A 17,875-nucleotide genomic window follows, 5' to 3' on the forward strand; every position below is an offset into this window, starting at 1 on the left:
CCATGCTTCGATGCGATCAATTAGATACTCATAGTTAATTTAGTAAAGACGAGCCACGTATATGAATATAAAGAAAAAGCTCTATTCGTTGGGGATGTTCTCCATCTTCGGCATGATTTCATTGTTGTTTACCACATCGCAATTTGCAGACACCACCGCTCAAATGAGCGAAGCCAAACAAATCACCAAAGAACTTGAAGTGCGACTACTCAATCTTCGCCGTAACGAGAAAGATTTCCTATTACGTAGTGATATGAAGTACCTCGCCAAGTTCGACGTAAACTACAACAAATTCTTAGCGTCTGAATCTGAGCTAGATACAGTGCTCAGTGATTTAGGCTTAGCCAACAGCACACACCTACGTGAAGACATCGAAACTTACCACACCAGCTTTGTTAACCTAGTTAAAGCGAGCGAAGTCTATGGGCTAGCACGCGACAAAGGCATGCTAGGCGAGTTTCATGTTTTGCTCGATAACATCAGCGCGACAGCCAGTGCTGAACAAAAAATCGAGCTTTACCTGTTCAATGACTTAATTGAAAAGGGTGAGTTCGATCCGAGTGTTCTTTCTATTACGTCTAATGTTGGAAGCTCAACTGCTTTGATAGATGCTGCACGTCAAGTGGTTGAACAGAAGCGAGTGATTGGCTTGAAGCACAACGAAGGTCTGCTTGGGCAAGCTCGTTCGGGTTCTCATGCTATCGAAACTCAATTTAAAGAGTTCTCAGCGGTATTAGACCAAGAAACCCAACAAGAGATGGACAAACTATCGTTGATCAACAACATCCTTTGCGTCACGCTACTCGTGTCGATCATTCTGTTCAGTTGGTTAATCGTCCGTTCTATTATCGGCAAGATTGAGTCATTACTCTCGGTGATTCGCAACATCGTTGATTCTAACGACGTGTCTATTCGTTCGCACCTTGATGGCAAAGACGAACTCAGCACTTTAGGCCAATACTTCAACCAATTGCTTGATCAGTTGGAAGGCTTAATCGCGGCATCTCAATCTAAGTCACTGCAACTGACACAAAGCACGTCGAACATGCATGACGAGCTAGAGTCAGTCATCAAACAGTTTGAAGTTCAAGCAAACCACACCTCTACAATGACAACGTCAGTGCAAGAGATGGTACTCACAATAGGTGAAATCTCAGAAAGCACATCAGTTGCGGCTGAAGGTGTTCATCAAGCAAAAGTGAATGCCGATAAAGGCCGTGAAGTGGTGGTTGATACGATAAGCAACATTACTCAGTTGTCTGAACGCCTTTCTAGCAGCCAAGATTCGATCAGCTCATTGAACCATCATGTTGATCAAATCGGCGATGCAGTAAACATCATCCAAGGCATTGCAGAACAAACCAACTTACTGGCACTGAACGCAGCCATTGAGGCAGCACGTGCCGGTGAACAAGGCCGAGGCTTTGCCGTGGTTGCAGATGAAGTTCGTGCTCTTGCAAGCAGAACGCACCAATCGACCACTGAAATCACCAGCGTTGTGACGGCGATTCAGAGTCAAATGAACGCTTCGATGACCGAGATTGGCGAATGTAATCAGCAAGGCCAACTGACTTTGAAAGATTCGGAAGAGCTAGACGCTAGCCTGCAGCTTATCTTAAGCGACATGGACAGCATCCAGGGCAACTCTGAGCGTATTGCATCAGCGATTGAAGAGCAGGGTGCTGTTATGGCACAAGTGAGCGACTCAATCACCGAGTTAAACACCATTTCAAGTGATAACAACGCTTCGGCGCAACATTGCTTAGTTGAAGTGGATAAAGTCGCAGAGCAAGCCCATGAAATGGATAAAGCGGTGGCGCAGTTCAAGACCTCTTAAACATTTAGAGTAAACTAAACCAAAGGCGTGGATCATCTGCGCCTTTTTTTTGTCTCTAGATTAATAATTTTCTTATGGTGAACTATTTTAGAATGAACATTATCACTATTTTAACTGGCGACGTTTTCTTAATCAGAATGTTAGGTCTATATTTTTAAGTAGTAACAATGACTGATATGAATGGAGGTCGGGTTGGTTGTCTTAGCGATTGCGAGGTTCAAAGGGGATCAAAAGGAAGCGATGAGTAAGAATTTCGTAAACCTTTCTGAATCTTTGTGCGCGAATGGTAATGATATTATTACTATTACGCCAACCGGTTTTATTACGCAACTCCCTATTGAACAATTTACTTTTCGTCAAACGAGTCGCTATGAATCTCTGTTCGAAGGGGCTAATAATCTTATTTCCCTTTGCAAGCTTTTAAACCAACTTCTTGCAGAGAGGCAACGCATGAATGTAAATATTCATATCGCAACGCCCATTGAGTTATTACTTGTGTTTTTGTTTTTGGATTCGAATTATAGGAAGAATACTACGATTTCAATTTGGCAGTCTTACTTGAGTTATCAAGAGTTTAAGGATAATTATAAGTTTTTCATCAGGAATTGGACCGATTATGCACACTTACTTGTCTTTAATTCATTCATGTCTGCGCCTATTTATGCACAACTATTACGATTTTTCCATCAAGTATGTGTACATAATGAGTATCAGAAAAATCAACTGATCAGATGTTCAAACTTCCCAGTAACTTACATTCCTATCGGCGTTTTTTCCGAACGTTTATCTAAAGGCGCAACACAACCACATAATGAAAAATTGGAGTTGTTGTACATAGGTCATGCAAAACCATCAAAAGGTGTAGATGTATTAATTGATATAGTAAAAAAGCTCAGAGAACGAAATTATGTCGACTTTCGACTAACACTCTGCTTGAGCGACTTTGGAGATAGCGATCGTATAAAACGAATGGTGTTCGAACATAAGCTTGAGCAATACGTAAGATTTAAAATGAAGATAGATATTGTAGAAGAAATGACAAGTGCAGATTTGTTTGTTCTTCCATTGAGAACTTGTGTCGGAACAAGTTTAACTCCAAACCTGATTGTCGAAGCTATATCTTGCGGCCTTCCTATTGCAGTGCCCGAATTTGAGCAACTCGGAGAAGTTATTCGGTTTGATTACAACGCGGTCAAATTAGATCTTCACGATTTAGATAGTTGTGCAAAAACTATAGAAAGTGTTGTTGAAGAAAACCAATTATCCCATCTATCCCGCTATCAGACATCCCAATTCAAACAAAACCATACGCTAGAGCACTTTATCACGGGATATGCTCGTGCATTGAGACTAGACGGGAGAAGTCATGGATAAGATTAGCTTTATTGCCCCCTGCTTCAACGAGGAATCTGTCATTGAAGATTACTACAAAAGATTGTGCGAAATAGCTGACACTTACAACGAATATGAATTCGAGTTTATCGTAGTAAATGATGCAAGTGAAGACGGCAGTGCTGTGTTATTGGATAATCTTGCGACTAGAGATATTAGGCTAGTTATTATTCACTTAGCTGCGAATGTTGGACAACAAACTGCTTTATTCGCGGGGATCGAAGCTGCTAAAGGTGACATCAACATAACAATTGATATTGACTTACAAGATCCTCCCGAGCTTGTTAAGTTATTCATTCAAAAGGTCGAAGAGGGCTTTGAAATTGTCCATGCTCAGCGTTTGTCTCGAGCTGAAGAAACTGCGTTTAAAAAGATTAGTGCTAAATTGTTTTATCGCTTTCTATCCATTACGTCCTCTGTGAGTTTGATTGATGATTGTGGAGATTTTCGGGCCTTCACCAAACCTGTAAGGCAAGCCGTATCTAAGTATCGAGAAAAGCATAAGTATTTGAGAGGCATATTCGCAATTGTCGGGTTTAATCAAACAATTGTGCAGTATGAGAGAGAGGCTAGGCACTCTGGTAAAAGTAAATACTCGTTAGCCAAAATGATAGCTCTAGCGTCAGATGCCGTGCTTAACTTTTCTCGTTTTCCTATCCAATTGATGTTTGTAGTTTCGACGTTGATGTGGTCATTAGGTCTAGTCTACTTAAGTAAGGCGTTAATAAGTAAATTTCTTTTCGAAACGACAATTGATGGTTGGACATCTATTATCTTTTTTCAGGTGTTCTTTTCCGGAATCTTGCTCTTTTTCGTTGCACTCATTGGCTCATATGTTGGCCGAATATTCGAACAAGGTCAGGAAAGACCGGATTACGTTGTTCGATATACCAAGAATGTAAAGCATAAAGATGACAATACTTAAATTCGGCTCTATTGGAGTCATGAATACAGTGCTTAGTTATCTTATTTTTGTCGTGCTTATTCGATTAAACGTACATTATTTAACTGCAAGCGGACTGTCTTTTATAGTCGGAACCTTATTTAGCTATACCGTAAACTCTAGATATACGTTTTATGTCCAAAGAAATATTTGGGACTTTACAAAGTTCTTTTCTGTAACATTAGCATCACTCACATTTGGTCTATTACTACTTTATGTATTGAAAAGTAAGTTAGATATTCCTGTGCTGATTGCTCAAATATTTGTAGTCATCGTTCGTTTTCCGTTCGTTTACTTACTTATGAAGTTCGTAGTTTTTGGACTTAAACGCTCGTCTTGATGAACCAGAGAGGAGGGAGGAATTATTCAAACTAATAAACAGAAAAAGCAAAAATTCTACAGTGATCCTAATACTGTTGAACAGTATGAAAAGCTTAGGTTCTCAAACGTAGGGGGGCAGTTTGTTCACGAATTAGAAGAGCGGACGTTCGCTAAATTCCTTGAAAGTACGAAGCAATCCGGAAACATCTTGGATGTCCCTTGTGGGACCGGGCGAATGTTTCCAATGCTTAAGGCATTAAGTTTTGAGAAAATCTATGGCGGAGATTACTCTGACGAGATGTTGTCACTGTGCCATTCCAACCGGCCCCTCGATTCAATAGATATATCCAAACAAGATATTTACACCACAACTTATGAAGATCAGTGTTTTAATACCATTTTATCTAGCCGTTTTTTATTTCATTGTGATGATCAACAACGGCTCTTTAAAGAGTTTTCGAGATTAATAGAACCCAAAGGTTATCTTGTTTTTGATACGCTTAATTGGTCACCACGAAAATGGCTTCCTTTTTATTCGAAAAAGCTAGGAGGAGACGTATTTATTAATAATCGTAATAGTATTTTAAAGCTCGCCCATTGCCACGATTTTACGGTGATCAAGTCACAATCCCTCTTTATTCTCCCTAGCTTCGTTTATAATTTTTCCCCAGAAATTTTGATGGACTCTCTTCAATGGCTCGAGTCAATTTGGCCGAATACCCTGAAGACTAAGACTGTTTGGTTGTTGAAAAAAAATGACTGAAATATGTATACAAAGGTTAATAAAACTCAGTATTTTCCTTTATCTATTAACTTATGTGCTCATCGCATTAAACTCAGTGTTGATTAATGATGATTATATGGCGCTGTATACTATGTGGTTGTTACATGATGGAAAAGAAGCCTACGTCGACTTTAACGTTGATAGCTATACATTACTATTTGATATGTTAGCACCGATGTATGGCTTAATTGGTGAACGTATAGAAATAGTCTACGCTTATCGCTCTATATTTATAGTTCTACTATGTGTTGTGGCGACTCAGCTTTATTTACTTGTTCGATTATTCTTTACTAACCGCATAGCGGTTATCACTTTACTTCTTGTTTTTACAACAACAGCCATGTTAATGAGAGGATTAGACCTTCGGCCTGACTTACTGATACTTGTTCTATGGTTACAGGTCATCGTTATTCTATACATTAGTCAGTTTAAAGCGCCACTAAAAATGCTCTTGGTTGGTTTTTTGTTTGCTTGTGCATTGCTTTTTAAATTTAAGGCGTTGCTGATTGGAGTTGTTATCGGTATCTATGCACTACATGGTTTTAGGAAACCGAATTTTTCAAAAAAAATAACGATAGATCTGTTGGCTTTCCTTCTTGGAAGCTCTCTTTGCATGTTTACCTTTTACTTTCTTGTAGGAAATGCAACATTCAGCTTATTTTTGGATACGACCAAAAACTTATTGTTCTATTCAGTTAGTCATAGTTCCGAAAGCGTGTCATTACGCTTGAGAACTATAGGGCTTTATTTTTTACAAGATGTGGCATTTTGGGTGCTAGTGATATCGGGGTTCTTCATCGCATTTAACCAACGTGAAAGCTTGAAATATAAACAAAAATCCTGTCTATTTTCTTTATTTTCGTTGTTGTCGTTATCAATTTTGGCAAACCCTCATTATCACGCATATAACCTTGTGACACTCTATCCGCTACTGGCTGTGTTCCTTGCATTTTCAATTAACTGGTTTGCCTCAGATAGAAAACTACATAGGGCAGTTAAAATACGGTTATTAACAATTATAATATCGATTATGATCGTTAAGGGAGGTGTGGTTCATTATTATCGAGATAACCAACATCAATTAGCTCTAAACCAATTTATTCAGAATAATACTCAAAGCCAAGATGCTGTTTTTGCGTATGAAGGGATTGGATTGTTTCGACCGTCAACTTACCATTGGCGAACTTCAGCGATCAATATCCGAAACTATTGGGAAGGTAGATACAATGTGTGGCAAGAAATTTTGTCAGTAAAGCCTCTCCTCATCATAGAAAGCTACCGAGTACCAAGTTGGCTATTAGAAGCAGATCGTAGGTCTATCTATGAACACTATGTTGAGATTGCCCCATATGTACTTACATTGGGGTTTTCTAATGACTTGAGTAGTGATGGGAGCATACTTCGAACAGGGTTATATCAGATGATAAGCTCAGAAGGCCAAACATGTTTTCTCAATAAAAAACTGTACGCATCAGGGGAAAAATTTTTGCTACAAGCTGGCCAATATTCACTTGCGACAAATCATGGATATTGCACAGTACAGTGGTATTACCCCAAAGGTACTTTGGAAGAGTTGAAGCAAAGTAATAGTTCAGGTAGACCATATCTATATAGTCCTTAGTCTTGTTATGGCTGAGCGCAGTTAATCTGCCCTTTTTGTATTCTGAAAAATAGTGAACAAAGTAAGTTCATAGAACTTTAAATTGGGAACAGAAAAAGAGGTTAGAAAAGTAGAGAAAAAACGGCCCGATCTGGGCCGTTATATTACGTATTTTAAGGGGAATTACTTATTTCGGCCTTCCAGCACATCCAGTGCCAGTTCAACCGCTTTATCAATATTGTCGCATCCCGCTAACTTACCTGAACTGATAGGACCAAGCACATTAGCGTATAACGAGAGCTGCTTGTTAAATGGCAGGCTCAACTGCTCATATAAACGCTGGCGAATCTCGGCATGTTGCTCAGGAGCGTGAGCAGCAAGGCTTTTCAAAGTGTCATAAACAAGAGTGGTGGTAGTGTTCATTCGTCTCTTTATCATTAAGTGGGAGGCGCTTATTTTATAATCTTTTCAGGTTCTTTTACTGTGATATAAGTCATACAATATTATTAATGTATTTATCTTTTGAATCTAATGAGAATAAGGCATTCCAAAATAGACTTAAGTATCTGTGAAATATCACTAAAATAATGACAGACTATCGAATAAACGAACGTATTGGCGCGTTTCTGGCAAACGGTTAAATCTATAGGAAGAGGAACAACATGCACTACGACGTATTCAACGGAGACGCAGATGGCATAATCGCGTTGTTACAGCTGCGATTCAGTGAGCCAAGAGAGAGCGTGCTCATTACAGGTGTAAAGCGTGATATTAAGTTGGTCTCTCAAGTTGTTACTCAAATGATGGAGCCGGGTAAGCAAGGTGACATTTCTTCCGTTACCGTTTTAGATGTGTCGATGGAGAAAAACCTATCTGCATTGCACTCACTGCTAGACGCCAACATCAATGTATTTTATTGCGATCACCACCGAACAGGAGATGTACCAACTTCTGATCATTTAGATACTCTGATTGATACCGCGCCAGAGAGCTGCACGAGCTTGCTGATTAACCAGAAGCTGAATGGTGCGCATGTGGCTTGGGCAATCGCAGCTGCTTTTGGTGATAACCTAAAAACAGTGGCCGCGCGGCTAGCGGATGAAAATGGATTCAATCAATCTCAAACAGAGTTTTTAGAAGAGCTAGGTACCTTGGTTAACTACAATGGTTACGGTTCGTCACTAAGCGATTTGCATTTCACGCCAATTGAGCTCTACCAAACCCTTTATCAATACCCGAACCCAATTGACCTTTTAGATGATAAAAACTCTGTGTTTTATCGACTACGAGCTGCTTATCAAAATGATCGCCAGCAGTTATCAAACCTTGCTCCTGTTTATGAAAGTGAAGTCGCACGTGTGTTTGAACTGCCAGGTGAGACTTGGGCGAGGCGCATCAGTGGCGTATTTGGTAATGAAATCGTCAATCAAGATCCAAACCGAGCGCAAGCAGTATTAACGAAAAACCAAAATGGCGACTCTTACACGGTGAGCTTACGGGCGCCATTATCAAACAGAACGGGCGCAGACGAAATTTGCTCAAGCTTTGAAACGGGTGGAGGAAGAAAAGCAGCGGCTGGTATTAACCAGCTTAATGAACTTGATAAGGTGAATTTTATTTCATTATTGGATGCATATTATTCATCTGGTGCTGAGGGTTAACTGAAAAACTCCTGAGGTATACATCCAAAATTCCACAAACTTTCACTCCTATATTCCGTTATACATGTGTATCTCTAGCACATGTATGACGACTATATCCAAGCTATTTTAGTGATGTCACTCGCAATGGTATCTGGTCTGAGGTCAGTAATTACGGTGTGTTTGGATCGATTTTTGTCGATTTAAAGTTCGTTTTTTCCTATTGGTGATTTTTTATATTTTCGGTTAATTATCTATGTGAATTAAGGTTGATTAAATATTTGCATGGTCAATGTGTCCGGCCGAAAATAACAGCTTTTAGCATTTCAATTTGAATGAAAAGTCAAAATCATATTGATTTTGATATTCAATCTGTGACTTAAAATCACAAGTTAAATCAAAGGTCATCTTTTCCTATAAATTCCATTACTTCTCTATAAATATTCATGATTACAATGAATTGGTTCGGTTGTGATTGGCACAGCTGTTAAGTAAGGAAGTGGGACTAATGTTGAAACGTAAAGCTCTACAATTAGCTGTATCGGTCGGCATGGCCGCAATGTCTGGCGCTGTTTATGCGAATGGTTCAGATATGACGAATCCAGATTCTGGTGTCGTGGTCGGTTATTGGCACAACTGGTGTGACGGTGGCGGCTACCAAGGTGGTAATGCGCCATGCGTGACGCTGGATGAAGTAAACCCAATGTATAACATCGTGAATGTGTCATTCATGAAGGTTTACGATGTGGCTGATGGTCGAATCCCAACTTTTAAACTGGACCCAACCGTTGGGTTATCAGAAGAACAATTTATTGACCAAATTGCCGAACTCAACAAGCAAGGCCGTTCTGTACTGATAGCGCTGGGCGGTGCTGATGCACACGTAGAACTTGAAACGGGCGATGAAAGAGCCTTTGCTGATGAGATAATCCGCCTTACTGAGCGTTACGGTTTCGATGGCCTAGACATCGACCTTGAACAAGCAGCAGTAACCGCAGCAAACAACCAAACGGTTATTCCTGACGCACTTAAGCTAGTAAAAGACCACTACCGTGCCGAAGGGAAAAACTTCCTTATTACTATGGCGCCTGAGTTCCCGTATCTAACGACAGGCGGTAAGTACGTTCCTTATATCGATAATCTAGAAGGTTATTACGACTGGATTAACCCACAGTTCTACAACCAAGGTGGCGACGGTATCTGGGTTGACGGTGTGGGCTGGATTGCTCAAAACAACGATGCATTAAAAGAAGAATTCATCTACTACATCTCTGATTCTCTGATCAACGGAACGCGCGGTTTCCACAAAATTCCACATGACAAGCTGGTGTTTGGTATTCCTTCTAGCATTGATGCTGCAGCAACTGGCTTTGTGCAAGATCCTCAAGATTTATACGACGCGTTCGAGACCTTAACGACTCAAGGCCAACCGCTGCGCGGTGTGATGACTTGGTCTATCAACTGGGATATGGGTACTAACAAAAACGGTCAACAATACAACGAGCAGTTTATTAAAGACTACGGCCCGTTTGTACACGGTCAAGTGACGCCACCACCAGTAGAGGGTGAGCCAGTTCTTAAAGGTATCGAAAATACGCGTGTTCTTCACGGCACAACGTTTGATCCTATGGATGGCGTAACGGCAACAGACAAAGAAGACGGCGATCTAACTTCGTCAATTGATGTTGAAGGTTACGTTGAAACCAGTGTGATTGGCACTTACGTTTTGACTTACCGAGTGAAAGACAGCGATAACAACGAAACCACTAAAGCGAGAACGGTAGAGGTTTACAGCCAGAAGCCAGTATTTAATGGTGTGTCTGACACTACTGTTGTGTTGGGTACTGCATTTGATGCTATGGCAGGCGTAACGGCGAATGATGCTGAAGATGGCGATTTAACAAGCACTATCACACACACTGGTAGTGTCGATGTAAATGAAATCGGCAACTACACGCTTGTGTATAGCGTAACAGATAGCGCGAACCAAACTGTAACCGCTGACCGTAAAGTGTCTGTGACGGATGGTTCTAACTGTGCTGCTGCATGGGATGCCGACACCGTTTATGTTGAAGGTGACCAAGTATCTCACGACGGTTCAACGTGGGGAGCGGGTTGGTACACTCGTGGCGAAGAGCCAGGAACAACAGGTGAGTGGGGCGTTTGGAGAAAAGTTTCAGACTCTTCATGTGGTGGTAACCCAGATCCGGGCGATGACTTAGAGCTTGCAGTTTCAGGCCTTCAGTCAGAATATGCGCCAGATAACGGCAATGTTCGTTTAGACCTAACACTGACATCAAATGAAGCGTTAGATGTTACCGCTATGGTGATCAACAGTGCAGGTACTGTGGTTGAGCAAACTCAGGTTAACGTAACGGACAGCCGTGCTATTACCATGGACTTGTACGATGTAGCGGAAGGGCAATATGCACTTGAGGTTGTCGGTAAAGCATCTGACGGTGAAATGGTGATGGTAAATGATTCGTTCGCTGTTAAAGACGGTGGCGGAACGACTCCTCCTCCAGGTGATTACCCTCCGTATGAAGCGGGCACAAACTACGCAGCGGGTGACATTGTGGTCGGCAGCGATAATGGTCTGTACGAATGTAAACCTTGGCCGTACACGGCATGGTGTGCAAGCGCGTCTTACGCACCAGCAGAAAGCCAATACTGGCAAGATGCTTGGACAAAGCTGTAGTCTGATAGCTCAACGCTAGCAGCATAAAGTAGACGATCAAAGAGAGGCCATTGTGCCTCTCTTTTTAATTGTCTCCTTCTGATTTAGAGCTTCAAACCTTTCCTAACCTCAAACTCGGCTCTGCATTTTGCTCCAGATCAAAATAAGAGTGATTATCAATTGTATTAATGAGGTGGTAGATGCACTATGCGCACACTGAATTTTCTCTGTTGTGAATATTTGCATAATGAATCTTGCCCAAGTCGACCTAAACCTACTCGTTATTCTTAAACACCTTCTTGAAGAGAAGCACGTTTCCAACACGGCGTTGGCGCTGGATATGAGCCAACCTACGGTGAGCCGATCTCTACAAAAACTTCGCACTGTGTTCAACGATGATTTGTTGGTGCGAGCTGCTTATGGCTATGAACTGACCCCGAAAGCAGAGGTCATCAAGCAAGACCTCAACTCTGTGCTTACGCGCCTTGAGAAACTGGTTCACGGAGACGTGTTTGAACCACAAACGAGTGATAGTACGGTTCGTTTTTTTGGTTTGGTTCCTCAGGTTTCACACCTTTTGCCTAAAGTAGTGGCACAAATTCGCCAGCAAGCGCCGAATATGGTTGTCGATATCGACTCGATTCCTAAACGACACTTTGAGCCTCTGTTATCCGGTGATGCGCATTTTGTGTTGTCGACGCATGAGCCATTAAGTTCTGAACAAAACCTGTATCGAATGTTCGTAATCAGTCGCGATTATCGGTTATTAATGAGCAAAGACCACCCTCTGGCGGACAAAGAGATCACCGTTGATGATTTGTTGAATAGCCAACTTGGCCAAATCTCACTGCAAGGGGATAAGAAGCTCTCGATCGAAAGTCGATTTAAAGATCTTGGTTTGATTGATAAGCAGCGCCAACTATCGATCCCAATTCAGTTGTCCAACTTCAATATTGCTGCGGATATTGCGGAGACGACCGACATCATCTTTCACTTGCCGACACCATTTGCGACACAAGCTGCCAATCAACGAGATTTAATTTGTAAACGCGTTCCCAAAGCGATCAGAAGCCCATCAGAAGATGTTTATCTCTATTGGCATAAACGTTTCCATAATGACCCTATGTGTCGTTGGGTTCGTGATCTATTTAAAGAGATATACACCCAATCTATCTAGGTGGTGAATGCTATTGAGGTCATGCTATTAAAATGAATATGTGTTGGTTTTATTATTTGAAAGTTGAATAACGAGAATCAATTTTTGGTATGAAACTTTCGTTGATAAGAGTGGTAACTGGTTGTTTAATGCAAACCATTATCATTACCAATCACATATAAGAATGAATATCATGTCTGAGAGATCTCTTTTGATTCGCAAACCTCTTTTGGTTCGTAAACCCCTTTCGATCGCAGTCGCTGTTATTTGTACCTCACTTTCGGCTAACGTGTTGGCGCAAGAAGAAGCGCAAGCAACAGATGAGCAAATGGTTGTTACGGCAACTCGTACTGAAATGGCACTAAAACAAGCGCCGGCTTCAATGTCAGTGATCACCGCTCAAGACATTGAAGACAGCCCTGGTATTACTTTGGCTGACATCGTTGCAGAATCAACCAGTGTCGAATCTGACTTTGATAGCACACGTGCTGGCCGTCAGATGATTTCTATTCGTGGTATGGATTCAGATTACACGCTTATCATGGTTAATGGCCGTCGTCTAAGCTCGGCGAGTGCCATCATCCGAGGTAACGACTTCGACCTATCGACCATTCCTGCTGATTCGATCGAACGTGTTGAAATTATCCGCGGCCCAATGTCTGCACTTTACGGTTCAGATGGCATGGGTGGCACAATCAACATCATCACTAAGGCTCCAGAAAACGATTGGAGTTCTACGTTAAGTATGGACACTTCATCTCCGTTAGACGGCGATGGTGGAGAAGAGTACTCGATGGGCTTCACAACATCGGGCGCGTTAATTGAAGACGAGTTGTTTGCTCGCCTATCTGTTAACCAAACTAGCCGTGATGCTTGGCAACCCTATTCTGGTACACATGGCTCTGGTTACGATCGTTCAGACATTACTGCGTTAGAAGAAAGAGAGACATTAAGCTTACTCGCGAGCCTGACATGGAATGCAACAGACAACCAAACCATCGATTTCGATTTTGGCTACAGTGACGACGAGCGTGAATCATCTGCAGAAAACGTATCGTCTGTGATTGAGTCTGACACACGAGTAGTGCGTCAGAGCCAAGCGATTACGCACAGTGGCTTTTGGAGCTGGGGTGATACACAAGTTCGCTACTCACGCGAAAATGTGACTGACAACGACGCTGCGGATTCTGATACTAACTACAGCAGTGACGTAGAAGAGTTAACTCAAATAGCAGAAGCATCAGCGACGACTTATCTTGGTGAGAATCATACCGTAACGTTTGGTATGGACTATCAGTTGAGCGAATTAACCAACAAAGAAAACTTGGTCAATGGCACATCAGAAGCGTATCAAGGAGCGTTATTTGTTCAAGACCAATGGCTGATGACTGAACAACTAACAGCAACCATCGGTGGTCGTTTAGATAAGCACGAATTGTACGGTGAAGAGTTCAGTCCTCGTGTGTATTTGGTGCACCAAACAACGAATGACCTGATCATTAAGGGTGGCGTGGGTAAAGCATTTAAAGCACCAACATTGACTCAAAACCAAGCCGACTACACAGTTAACAGTTGTAAAGGTGCTTGTGATTTATATGGCAATGAAGACCTGAAGCCTGAAACGAGCTGGAACTATGAGATTGCAGCGATATACAGCCAACCTCGTTGGAACGTTGAAGGTGCCTTGTTCCGCAATGAAATCAACGACCTTATTGATCGTGACGAAACCTACTGCGAGAACGGCGGAATGTTTGAATCGGGTAAAGGGTGTGCCGATAGTTCTAGCTCAACTGGCTATGTGAAAGGCAAACGTACTTATACCAATGTGTCTGAGGCTGTGGTTCAAGGTGCTGAGCTTACTGGTCAATTCCAAATAACGGATGAATGGGGCGTATCTGGTAACTACACATTCTTAGACACTGAAGATAAGTCGACTGGTGAAGAACTGCTTGAGCGTTATAAGCACTCGGGTTTAGTTAAACTGAACTGGAGCCCAACTTACGACCTGAACACCTTTGTTAGTGCGCGTTACCGAGGTGAGCGTAATATCGAAACTGATTTGACTCAAGAAGCCTACACTACGCTTAATATTGGTGGGGTATACAACATTAATGATTCGGTTAGAGTACGCGCAGGCATTACTAACTTGACTGACGAAGCGGTATCACAAGAGCTAGAGAGCATGGGTTTTGTTGAAGAGCCACGTACTTACTACGTAGGTATGACAGCGGACTTCTAATCGAGAGTTCGAACACCGATAGCTTGATACAAAAGAACCCACACTGGCTGGATGCTCGATAAAGAGTACGGCGAGTGTGGGTTCTTTTTTGTCTGTGCTTGAATCTGGCTAATTCGTTTTGTATCGACTGACCTAGATTTTTACACAAGCGATCAGAGCATTACCTGATTTGGTATCCCAAGGCAGCAGTTTGTCATAATCGTGCTCAAAAATATGAACCTCAAAGTAGGGTTTCAATATTTCAATGAGCTCTTTAAACGAGAATGCCACCATCGGGTGTTCATCATTCCACACTTGAGTTTCACCAGCAGTCGTTTTTTCGATACTGAGTTTTAACGCCTGCTTGTCACCCTTGCCAGAGTAATACCAGCCTGAGCTGAACGTGAAATCATCTTGTTCAAGATTGGTGGTGTGTCGAACAAAAAGATCATTGCTGATCTTGTCTTTATCCACCACATTAAAACAGAAAACTCCCTCTGGTTTTAAAGCGCGATGTACGCTCTCAACACATTCTTTTAGCTTCTCGAAACCATCATTGTAATGGATTGAATATAAGAAGCAGGTGATCAAATCCAGAGGTTCCACCACTTCAAAACTGCTCATGTTTTGCTCTGAGAAATTGGCTTCGGGGCAGCGAACCTGAGCGATATCTAGCATTGGCGCGTTGAGATCGAGTCCATTGCTTTGGTAACCAAAATCGATAAAGTGACGAACGTGTGGACCAGTGCCACAAGCTAAGTCGAGGTGAGTCTTTCCACCATTTCCGAAAATTTGATGTAGCCTACGTACGCAGTTACTTTGCGCTTGATAGTCAATATCAACACACATTAAATCGTAGTAACCGGATAGGTCGGTATAAAGTGCGTTGGAAGAAATAGTAGCTGACATATTGGCGGACATAAGTGCCTACAGCGTTAGCTGATATAATGAGGGTGGCGCATCATATACCGAAATGTCGAAATCGCAATCAAATATTCGATCAAGTTATGTGCTTTAATTCTCGGTGGCTGTACTTTAATTATGTGTGGCTGTGCTCAATTTGTACGGTTAGCCGACTCATTTAGCGCAAGCTTAAAAAGGCGGTGGATTATGAAAGAGAGCTGGTGGGTTATGGAGGATAGCCAGTGGATTATGAAGGAGAGCCAGAGGAACATGAAGGAGAACAGGGAACTGCGATCAAGCTAGTGCTTCATAGCAAACCACATCATCGTTGATCGAGACTTGATTTTTGCCATTCGCTTTCGCACGATATAGTGCATCATCGGTAACACGAATAAGTGTATCAATGGTGTTGGCAGAGTGGCACAAGCACTGGTTGGTAACGCCAATACTCACGCTCGTTGTAAAAGCGCGGCGATTAATGCCGTAGAAGGTATGTTGATTGAAGGTGTGGCAGATTCGTTCGCTGATGATTTTGGTATGGGCAGATTTCGCTTTTGGAATGAACACAATAAACTCCTCGCCACCCCAACGTCCAACTACACCACCTAACAACTCAATGTGAGCTTTAATTGTGTCTGCTAAGTGCCTAATCACCGTGTCACCCACTGTATGCCCAAATCGATCGTTAATCGATTTGAAGTCATCAATATCAATCAACAGACATGACATCTCCATATGCTGATTAACCGGCTTCTTGAGCCAATCGTAAATAGCACGACGATTGAACACACGCGTTAAGTCATCATGCATTGCTCGATGCAGTAATTCCCTTTCTAGTAATACTTTATCGGTGACTTCTTCAAGGATCACTTGTATCGCGTCTTCACCTTCCCAGTTAATCACGTTGTCATAGAGGTTGAAGTATTTGTGTGTGCCATCAAAGCATTGGTTAGATACCACGGAACTAAAGTTGGGTGTATTGCCATTGAGAATGTTCTCGCAGCGTCTGATGGCCGTTGAACGCTGATCTTCAGGTACGATGGATAGGATGGAGTCCATCGTAAGCACTTGCTCTATTGAGTCCGCACCTTGTTGTTCTACCCATGCTTGGTTGACCATCAAAGGTTTGAAGTTTCTATGGATCAGGATCCCTTGTTTCGATGTATTAAGCAGCTTGCGATACATGCGATCCGTTTCGTTACGTTTGCGCTGAGCTTCGACTACGGATGTGATGTCGATGATAGTGACTTGGAGGGCGGGTTTACTATTGAGTTCAATAATGTGTGATAGGCAAAAGATAGAGATGTTGCGGCCATTGACTGGAATATCGGTGTACAACTTTCCTTTTTTTAGTTTGCCTTTTATGGACTCTAAGTAACGTTTCTTGGCTAGCTCTTGGTAACTGTCAGGAACTAACGCATAAACAAATTCAACGTTCAATAACAGCTTTTCACGGGTTCGGTAACCAAAGATCTGAGCGATTTCGTTGTCGACATCAATAATTCGGTGATTTTGCAGTGTCATGCGCCCTTGCGCGGAATCGAAGTTCTGGCAGGGTGTCGTGGTGGTTAAATCTAATTGAATGCTCATATCGACCTGGCTACTTATTCGTTAAATTGAAACAGGTGTTGTTCCTCGAAGTGGTGACCACACAGGCATTGTGGAACACTTTTATGAAGAGACTAGATAAGAAAAATATGCTATCTAGGTAAGGTCAGTATGGCATTTATAATTTCATGATTAATCAGTAATTTTACTGATTCAAACCGAGTTCTTGAAAAGGAAACAATCAGGAAATCAAGCCAGTAATTAAAGCCAAATCACTCAAGCTAAATAAGCGAACTAAACAAGGAGAGTTGAGGTAATGAAACCAGAAATAAAAGCAAAGGACTCAATGGGAAACGGAACAGTAATGGAAAGCAGCACATCAATAGAAATTAAGCATGATGACTTGTCGGGTGGGGAAGTCGTTGAATTGCTTGAAGAACACCTTGCCGATATGTATGCCACGTCACCAGCTGAAAGCGTTCATGCATTGGATCTTGATGGACTTAAGTCGCCAGAAATTACCTTTTTCAGCGCTTGGAAAGACAGCCAACTGCTCGGGTGTGTTGCGATTAAAGAGCTTGATGCACAACATGCTGAACTGAAATCAATGAGAACCTCACAGTTTGCTCGAAAGTCAGGTGTTGCAAGCCAACTGTTACAGCATGTAATAGACACAGCAACCGTTCGCCAGTATCAAACAATCAGTTTAGAGACCGGCTCAGAAGACTACTTTAAGGCCGCGCGTAACCTGTATGAAAAGTTTGGCTTCGGATACTGCGAACCCTTTGCTGACTATGTGTTGGACCCGCACAGCCAGTTCATGAGTATTGAGTTGCGGTAGATGAGGTAGATGCGG

At 42.0% G+C, this 17,875-nt stretch carries 14 protein-coding genes; 11 read left to right on the forward strand and 3 right to left on the reverse strand.

Translation table 11 applies throughout. From position 1 onward, the window contains the following. The first annotated feature begins 112 nt into the window (after window positions 1–112). The 6 genes from NX845_RS02460 (at window position 113) to NX845_RS02485 (ending at window position 6,898) form a co-directional block, all read left to right on the forward strand. A complete protein-coding gene (locus NX845_RS02460; protein WP_260256544.1) occupies window positions 113–1,837 on the forward strand; it encodes a methyl-accepting chemotaxis protein in 1,725 nt (574 codons plus the stop codon). Window positions 1,838–2,077: 240 nt separating this feature from the next. Beyond that, complete coding sequence (locus tag NX845_RS02465; protein WP_254657890.1) at window positions 2,078–3,211, forward strand: glycosyltransferase family 4 protein; 1,134 nt, start codon at window positions 2,078–2,080, stop codon at window positions 3,209–3,211. Then, on the forward strand, window positions 3,204–4,154 hold the full coding sequence (locus NX845_RS02470) for a glycosyltransferase family 2 protein (protein ID WP_065681894.1): 951 nt from the start codon (window positions 3,204–3,206) through the stop codon (window positions 4,152–4,154). The genes NX845_RS02465 and NX845_RS02470 overlap by 8 nt, the downstream gene beginning before the upstream one ends. Next, window positions 4,141–4,512: a GtrA family protein gene (locus NX845_RS02475; protein ID WP_017080688.1), complete on the forward strand. Its 372-nt coding sequence runs from the start codon at window positions 4,141–4,143 to the stop codon at window positions 4,510–4,512. The genes NX845_RS02470 and NX845_RS02475 overlap by 14 nt, the downstream gene beginning before the upstream one ends. A gap of 24 nt (window positions 4,513–4,536) precedes the next feature. After that, window positions 4,537–5,256, forward strand: coding sequence for a class I SAM-dependent methyltransferase (locus tag NX845_RS02480; RefSeq protein ID WP_083994909.1), 720 nt, complete (start codon window positions 4,537–4,539; stop codon window positions 5,254–5,256). Then, entirely contained in the window at window positions 5,249–6,898 is a 1,650-nt protein-coding gene (locus NX845_RS02485) for a glycosyltransferase family 39 protein (RefSeq protein ID WP_065681892.1), read from the forward strand. The genes NX845_RS02480 and NX845_RS02485 overlap by 8 nt, the downstream gene beginning before the upstream one ends. 162 nt (window positions 6,899–7,060) lie before the next feature. Here NX845_RS02485 and NX845_RS02490 read toward each other — a convergent pair whose 3' ends face one another. Then, entirely contained in the window at window positions 7,061–7,300 is a 240-nt protein-coding gene (locus NX845_RS02490; protein WP_004733935.1) for a PAS factor family protein, read from the reverse strand. Window positions 7,301–7,539: 239 nt separating this feature from the next. On the opposite strand from NX845_RS02490, the gene NX845_RS02495 reads away from it, so the two are divergent. From NX845_RS02495 to NX845_RS02510, 4 genes are all read left to right on the forward strand, one after another. Further along, window positions 7,540–8,538 carry an acetyltransferase gene (locus NX845_RS02495; RefSeq protein ID WP_065681891.1) on the forward strand — a complete coding sequence of 333 codons (999 nt, stop codon included), beginning with the start codon at window positions 7,540–7,542 and terminating at the stop codon, window positions 8,536–8,538. Between the two features lie 487 nt (window positions 8,539–9,025). Further along, window positions 9,026–11,215, forward strand: a complete 2,190-nt coding sequence (locus tag NX845_RS02500) for an immunoglobulin-like domain-containing protein (protein ID WP_065681890.1) — start codon at window positions 9,026–9,028, stop codon at window positions 11,213–11,215. A gap of 226 nt (window positions 11,216–11,441) precedes the next feature. Continuing rightward, window positions 11,442–12,371: a LysR family transcriptional regulator gene (locus tag NX845_RS02505; protein ID WP_004733932.1), complete on the forward strand. Its 930-nt coding sequence runs from the start codon at window positions 11,442–11,444 to the stop codon at window positions 12,369–12,371. A 172-nt stretch (window positions 12,372–12,543) separates the two neighbouring features. Then, complete coding sequence (locus NX845_RS02510) at window positions 12,544–14,589, forward strand: TonB-dependent receptor domain-containing protein (RefSeq protein ID WP_065681889.1); 2,046 nt, start codon at window positions 12,544–12,546, stop codon at window positions 14,587–14,589. Window positions 14,590–14,721: 132 nt separating this feature from the next. Here the strand turns inward: NX845_RS02510 and NX845_RS02515 are convergent, their stop codons facing one another. Both NX845_RS02515 and NX845_RS02520 read right to left on the reverse strand, forming a co-directional pair. Beyond that, the gene (locus NX845_RS02515) at window positions 14,722–15,477 is read right to left on the reverse strand and encodes a class I SAM-dependent methyltransferase (protein WP_065681888.1); all 756 of its coding nucleotides are present in this window, start codon (window positions 15,475–15,477) and stop codon (window positions 14,722–14,724) included. Window positions 15,478–15,765: 288 nt separating this feature from the next. Further along, complete coding sequence (locus tag NX845_RS02520) at window positions 15,766–17,061, reverse strand: GGDEF domain-containing protein (protein ID WP_065681887.1); 1,296 nt, start codon at window positions 17,059–17,061, stop codon at window positions 15,766–15,768. Between the two features lie 274 nt (window positions 17,062–17,335). On the opposite strand from NX845_RS02520, the gene NX845_RS02525 reads away from it, so the two are divergent. Then, window positions 17,336–17,860, forward strand: coding sequence for a GNAT family N-acetyltransferase (locus tag NX845_RS02525; protein WP_065681886.1), 525 nt, complete (start codon window positions 17,336–17,338; stop codon window positions 17,858–17,860). The last annotated feature ends 15 nt before the right edge of the window (window positions 17,861–17,875 follow it).

It is taken from the genome of Vibrio sp. NC2 (assembly GCF_025195005.1).
GTDB lineage: Bacteria > Pseudomonadota > Gammaproteobacteria > Enterobacterales > Vibrionaceae > Vibrio > Vibrio splendidus.

Coding starts and splice junctions, on each gene's coding strand:
- NX845_RS02495 (WP_065681891.1), top strand. CDS start 7,540: ATGCACTACGACGTATTCAACGGAGACGCAGATGGCATAATCGCGTTG.
- NX845_RS02520 (WP_065681887.1), bottom strand. CDS start 17,061: ATGAGCATTCAATTAGATTTAACCACCACGACACCCTGCCAGAACTTC.
- NX845_RS02490 (WP_004733935.1), bottom strand. CDS start 7,300: ATGAACACTACCACCACTCTTGTTTATGACACTTTGAAAAGCCTTGCT.
- NX845_RS02470 (WP_065681894.1), top strand. CDS start 3,204: ATGGATAAGATTAGCTTTATTGCCCCCTGCTTCAACGAGGAATCTGTC.
- NX845_RS02485 (WP_065681892.1), top strand. CDS start 5,249: ATGACTGAAATATGTATACAAAGGTTAATAAAACTCAGTATTTTCCTT.
- NX845_RS02465 (WP_254657890.1), top strand. CDS start 2,078: ATGAGTAAGAATTTCGTAAACCTTTCTGAATCTTTGTGCGCGAATGGT.
- NX845_RS02510 (WP_065681889.1), top strand. CDS start 12,544: ATGTCTGAGAGATCTCTTTTGATTCGCAAACCTCTTTTGGTTCGTAAA.
- NX845_RS02475 (WP_017080688.1), top strand. CDS start 4,141: ATGACAATACTTAAATTCGGCTCTATTGGAGTCATGAATACAGTGCTT.
- NX845_RS02525 (WP_065681886.1), top strand. CDS start 17,336: ATGAAACCAGAAATAAAAGCAAAGGACTCAATGGGAAACGGAACAGTA.
- NX845_RS02460 (WP_260256544.1), top strand. CDS start 113: ATGATTTCATTGTTGTTTACCACATCGCAATTTGCAGACACCACCGCT.
- NX845_RS02500 (WP_065681890.1), top strand. CDS start 9,026: ATGTTGAAACGTAAAGCTCTACAATTAGCTGTATCGGTCGGCATGGCC.
- NX845_RS02515 (WP_065681888.1), bottom strand. CDS start 15,477: ATGTCAGCTACTATTTCTTCCAACGCACTTTATACCGACCTATCCGGT.
- NX845_RS02505 (WP_004733932.1), top strand. CDS start 11,442: ATGAATCTTGCCCAAGTCGACCTAAACCTACTCGTTATTCTTAAACAC.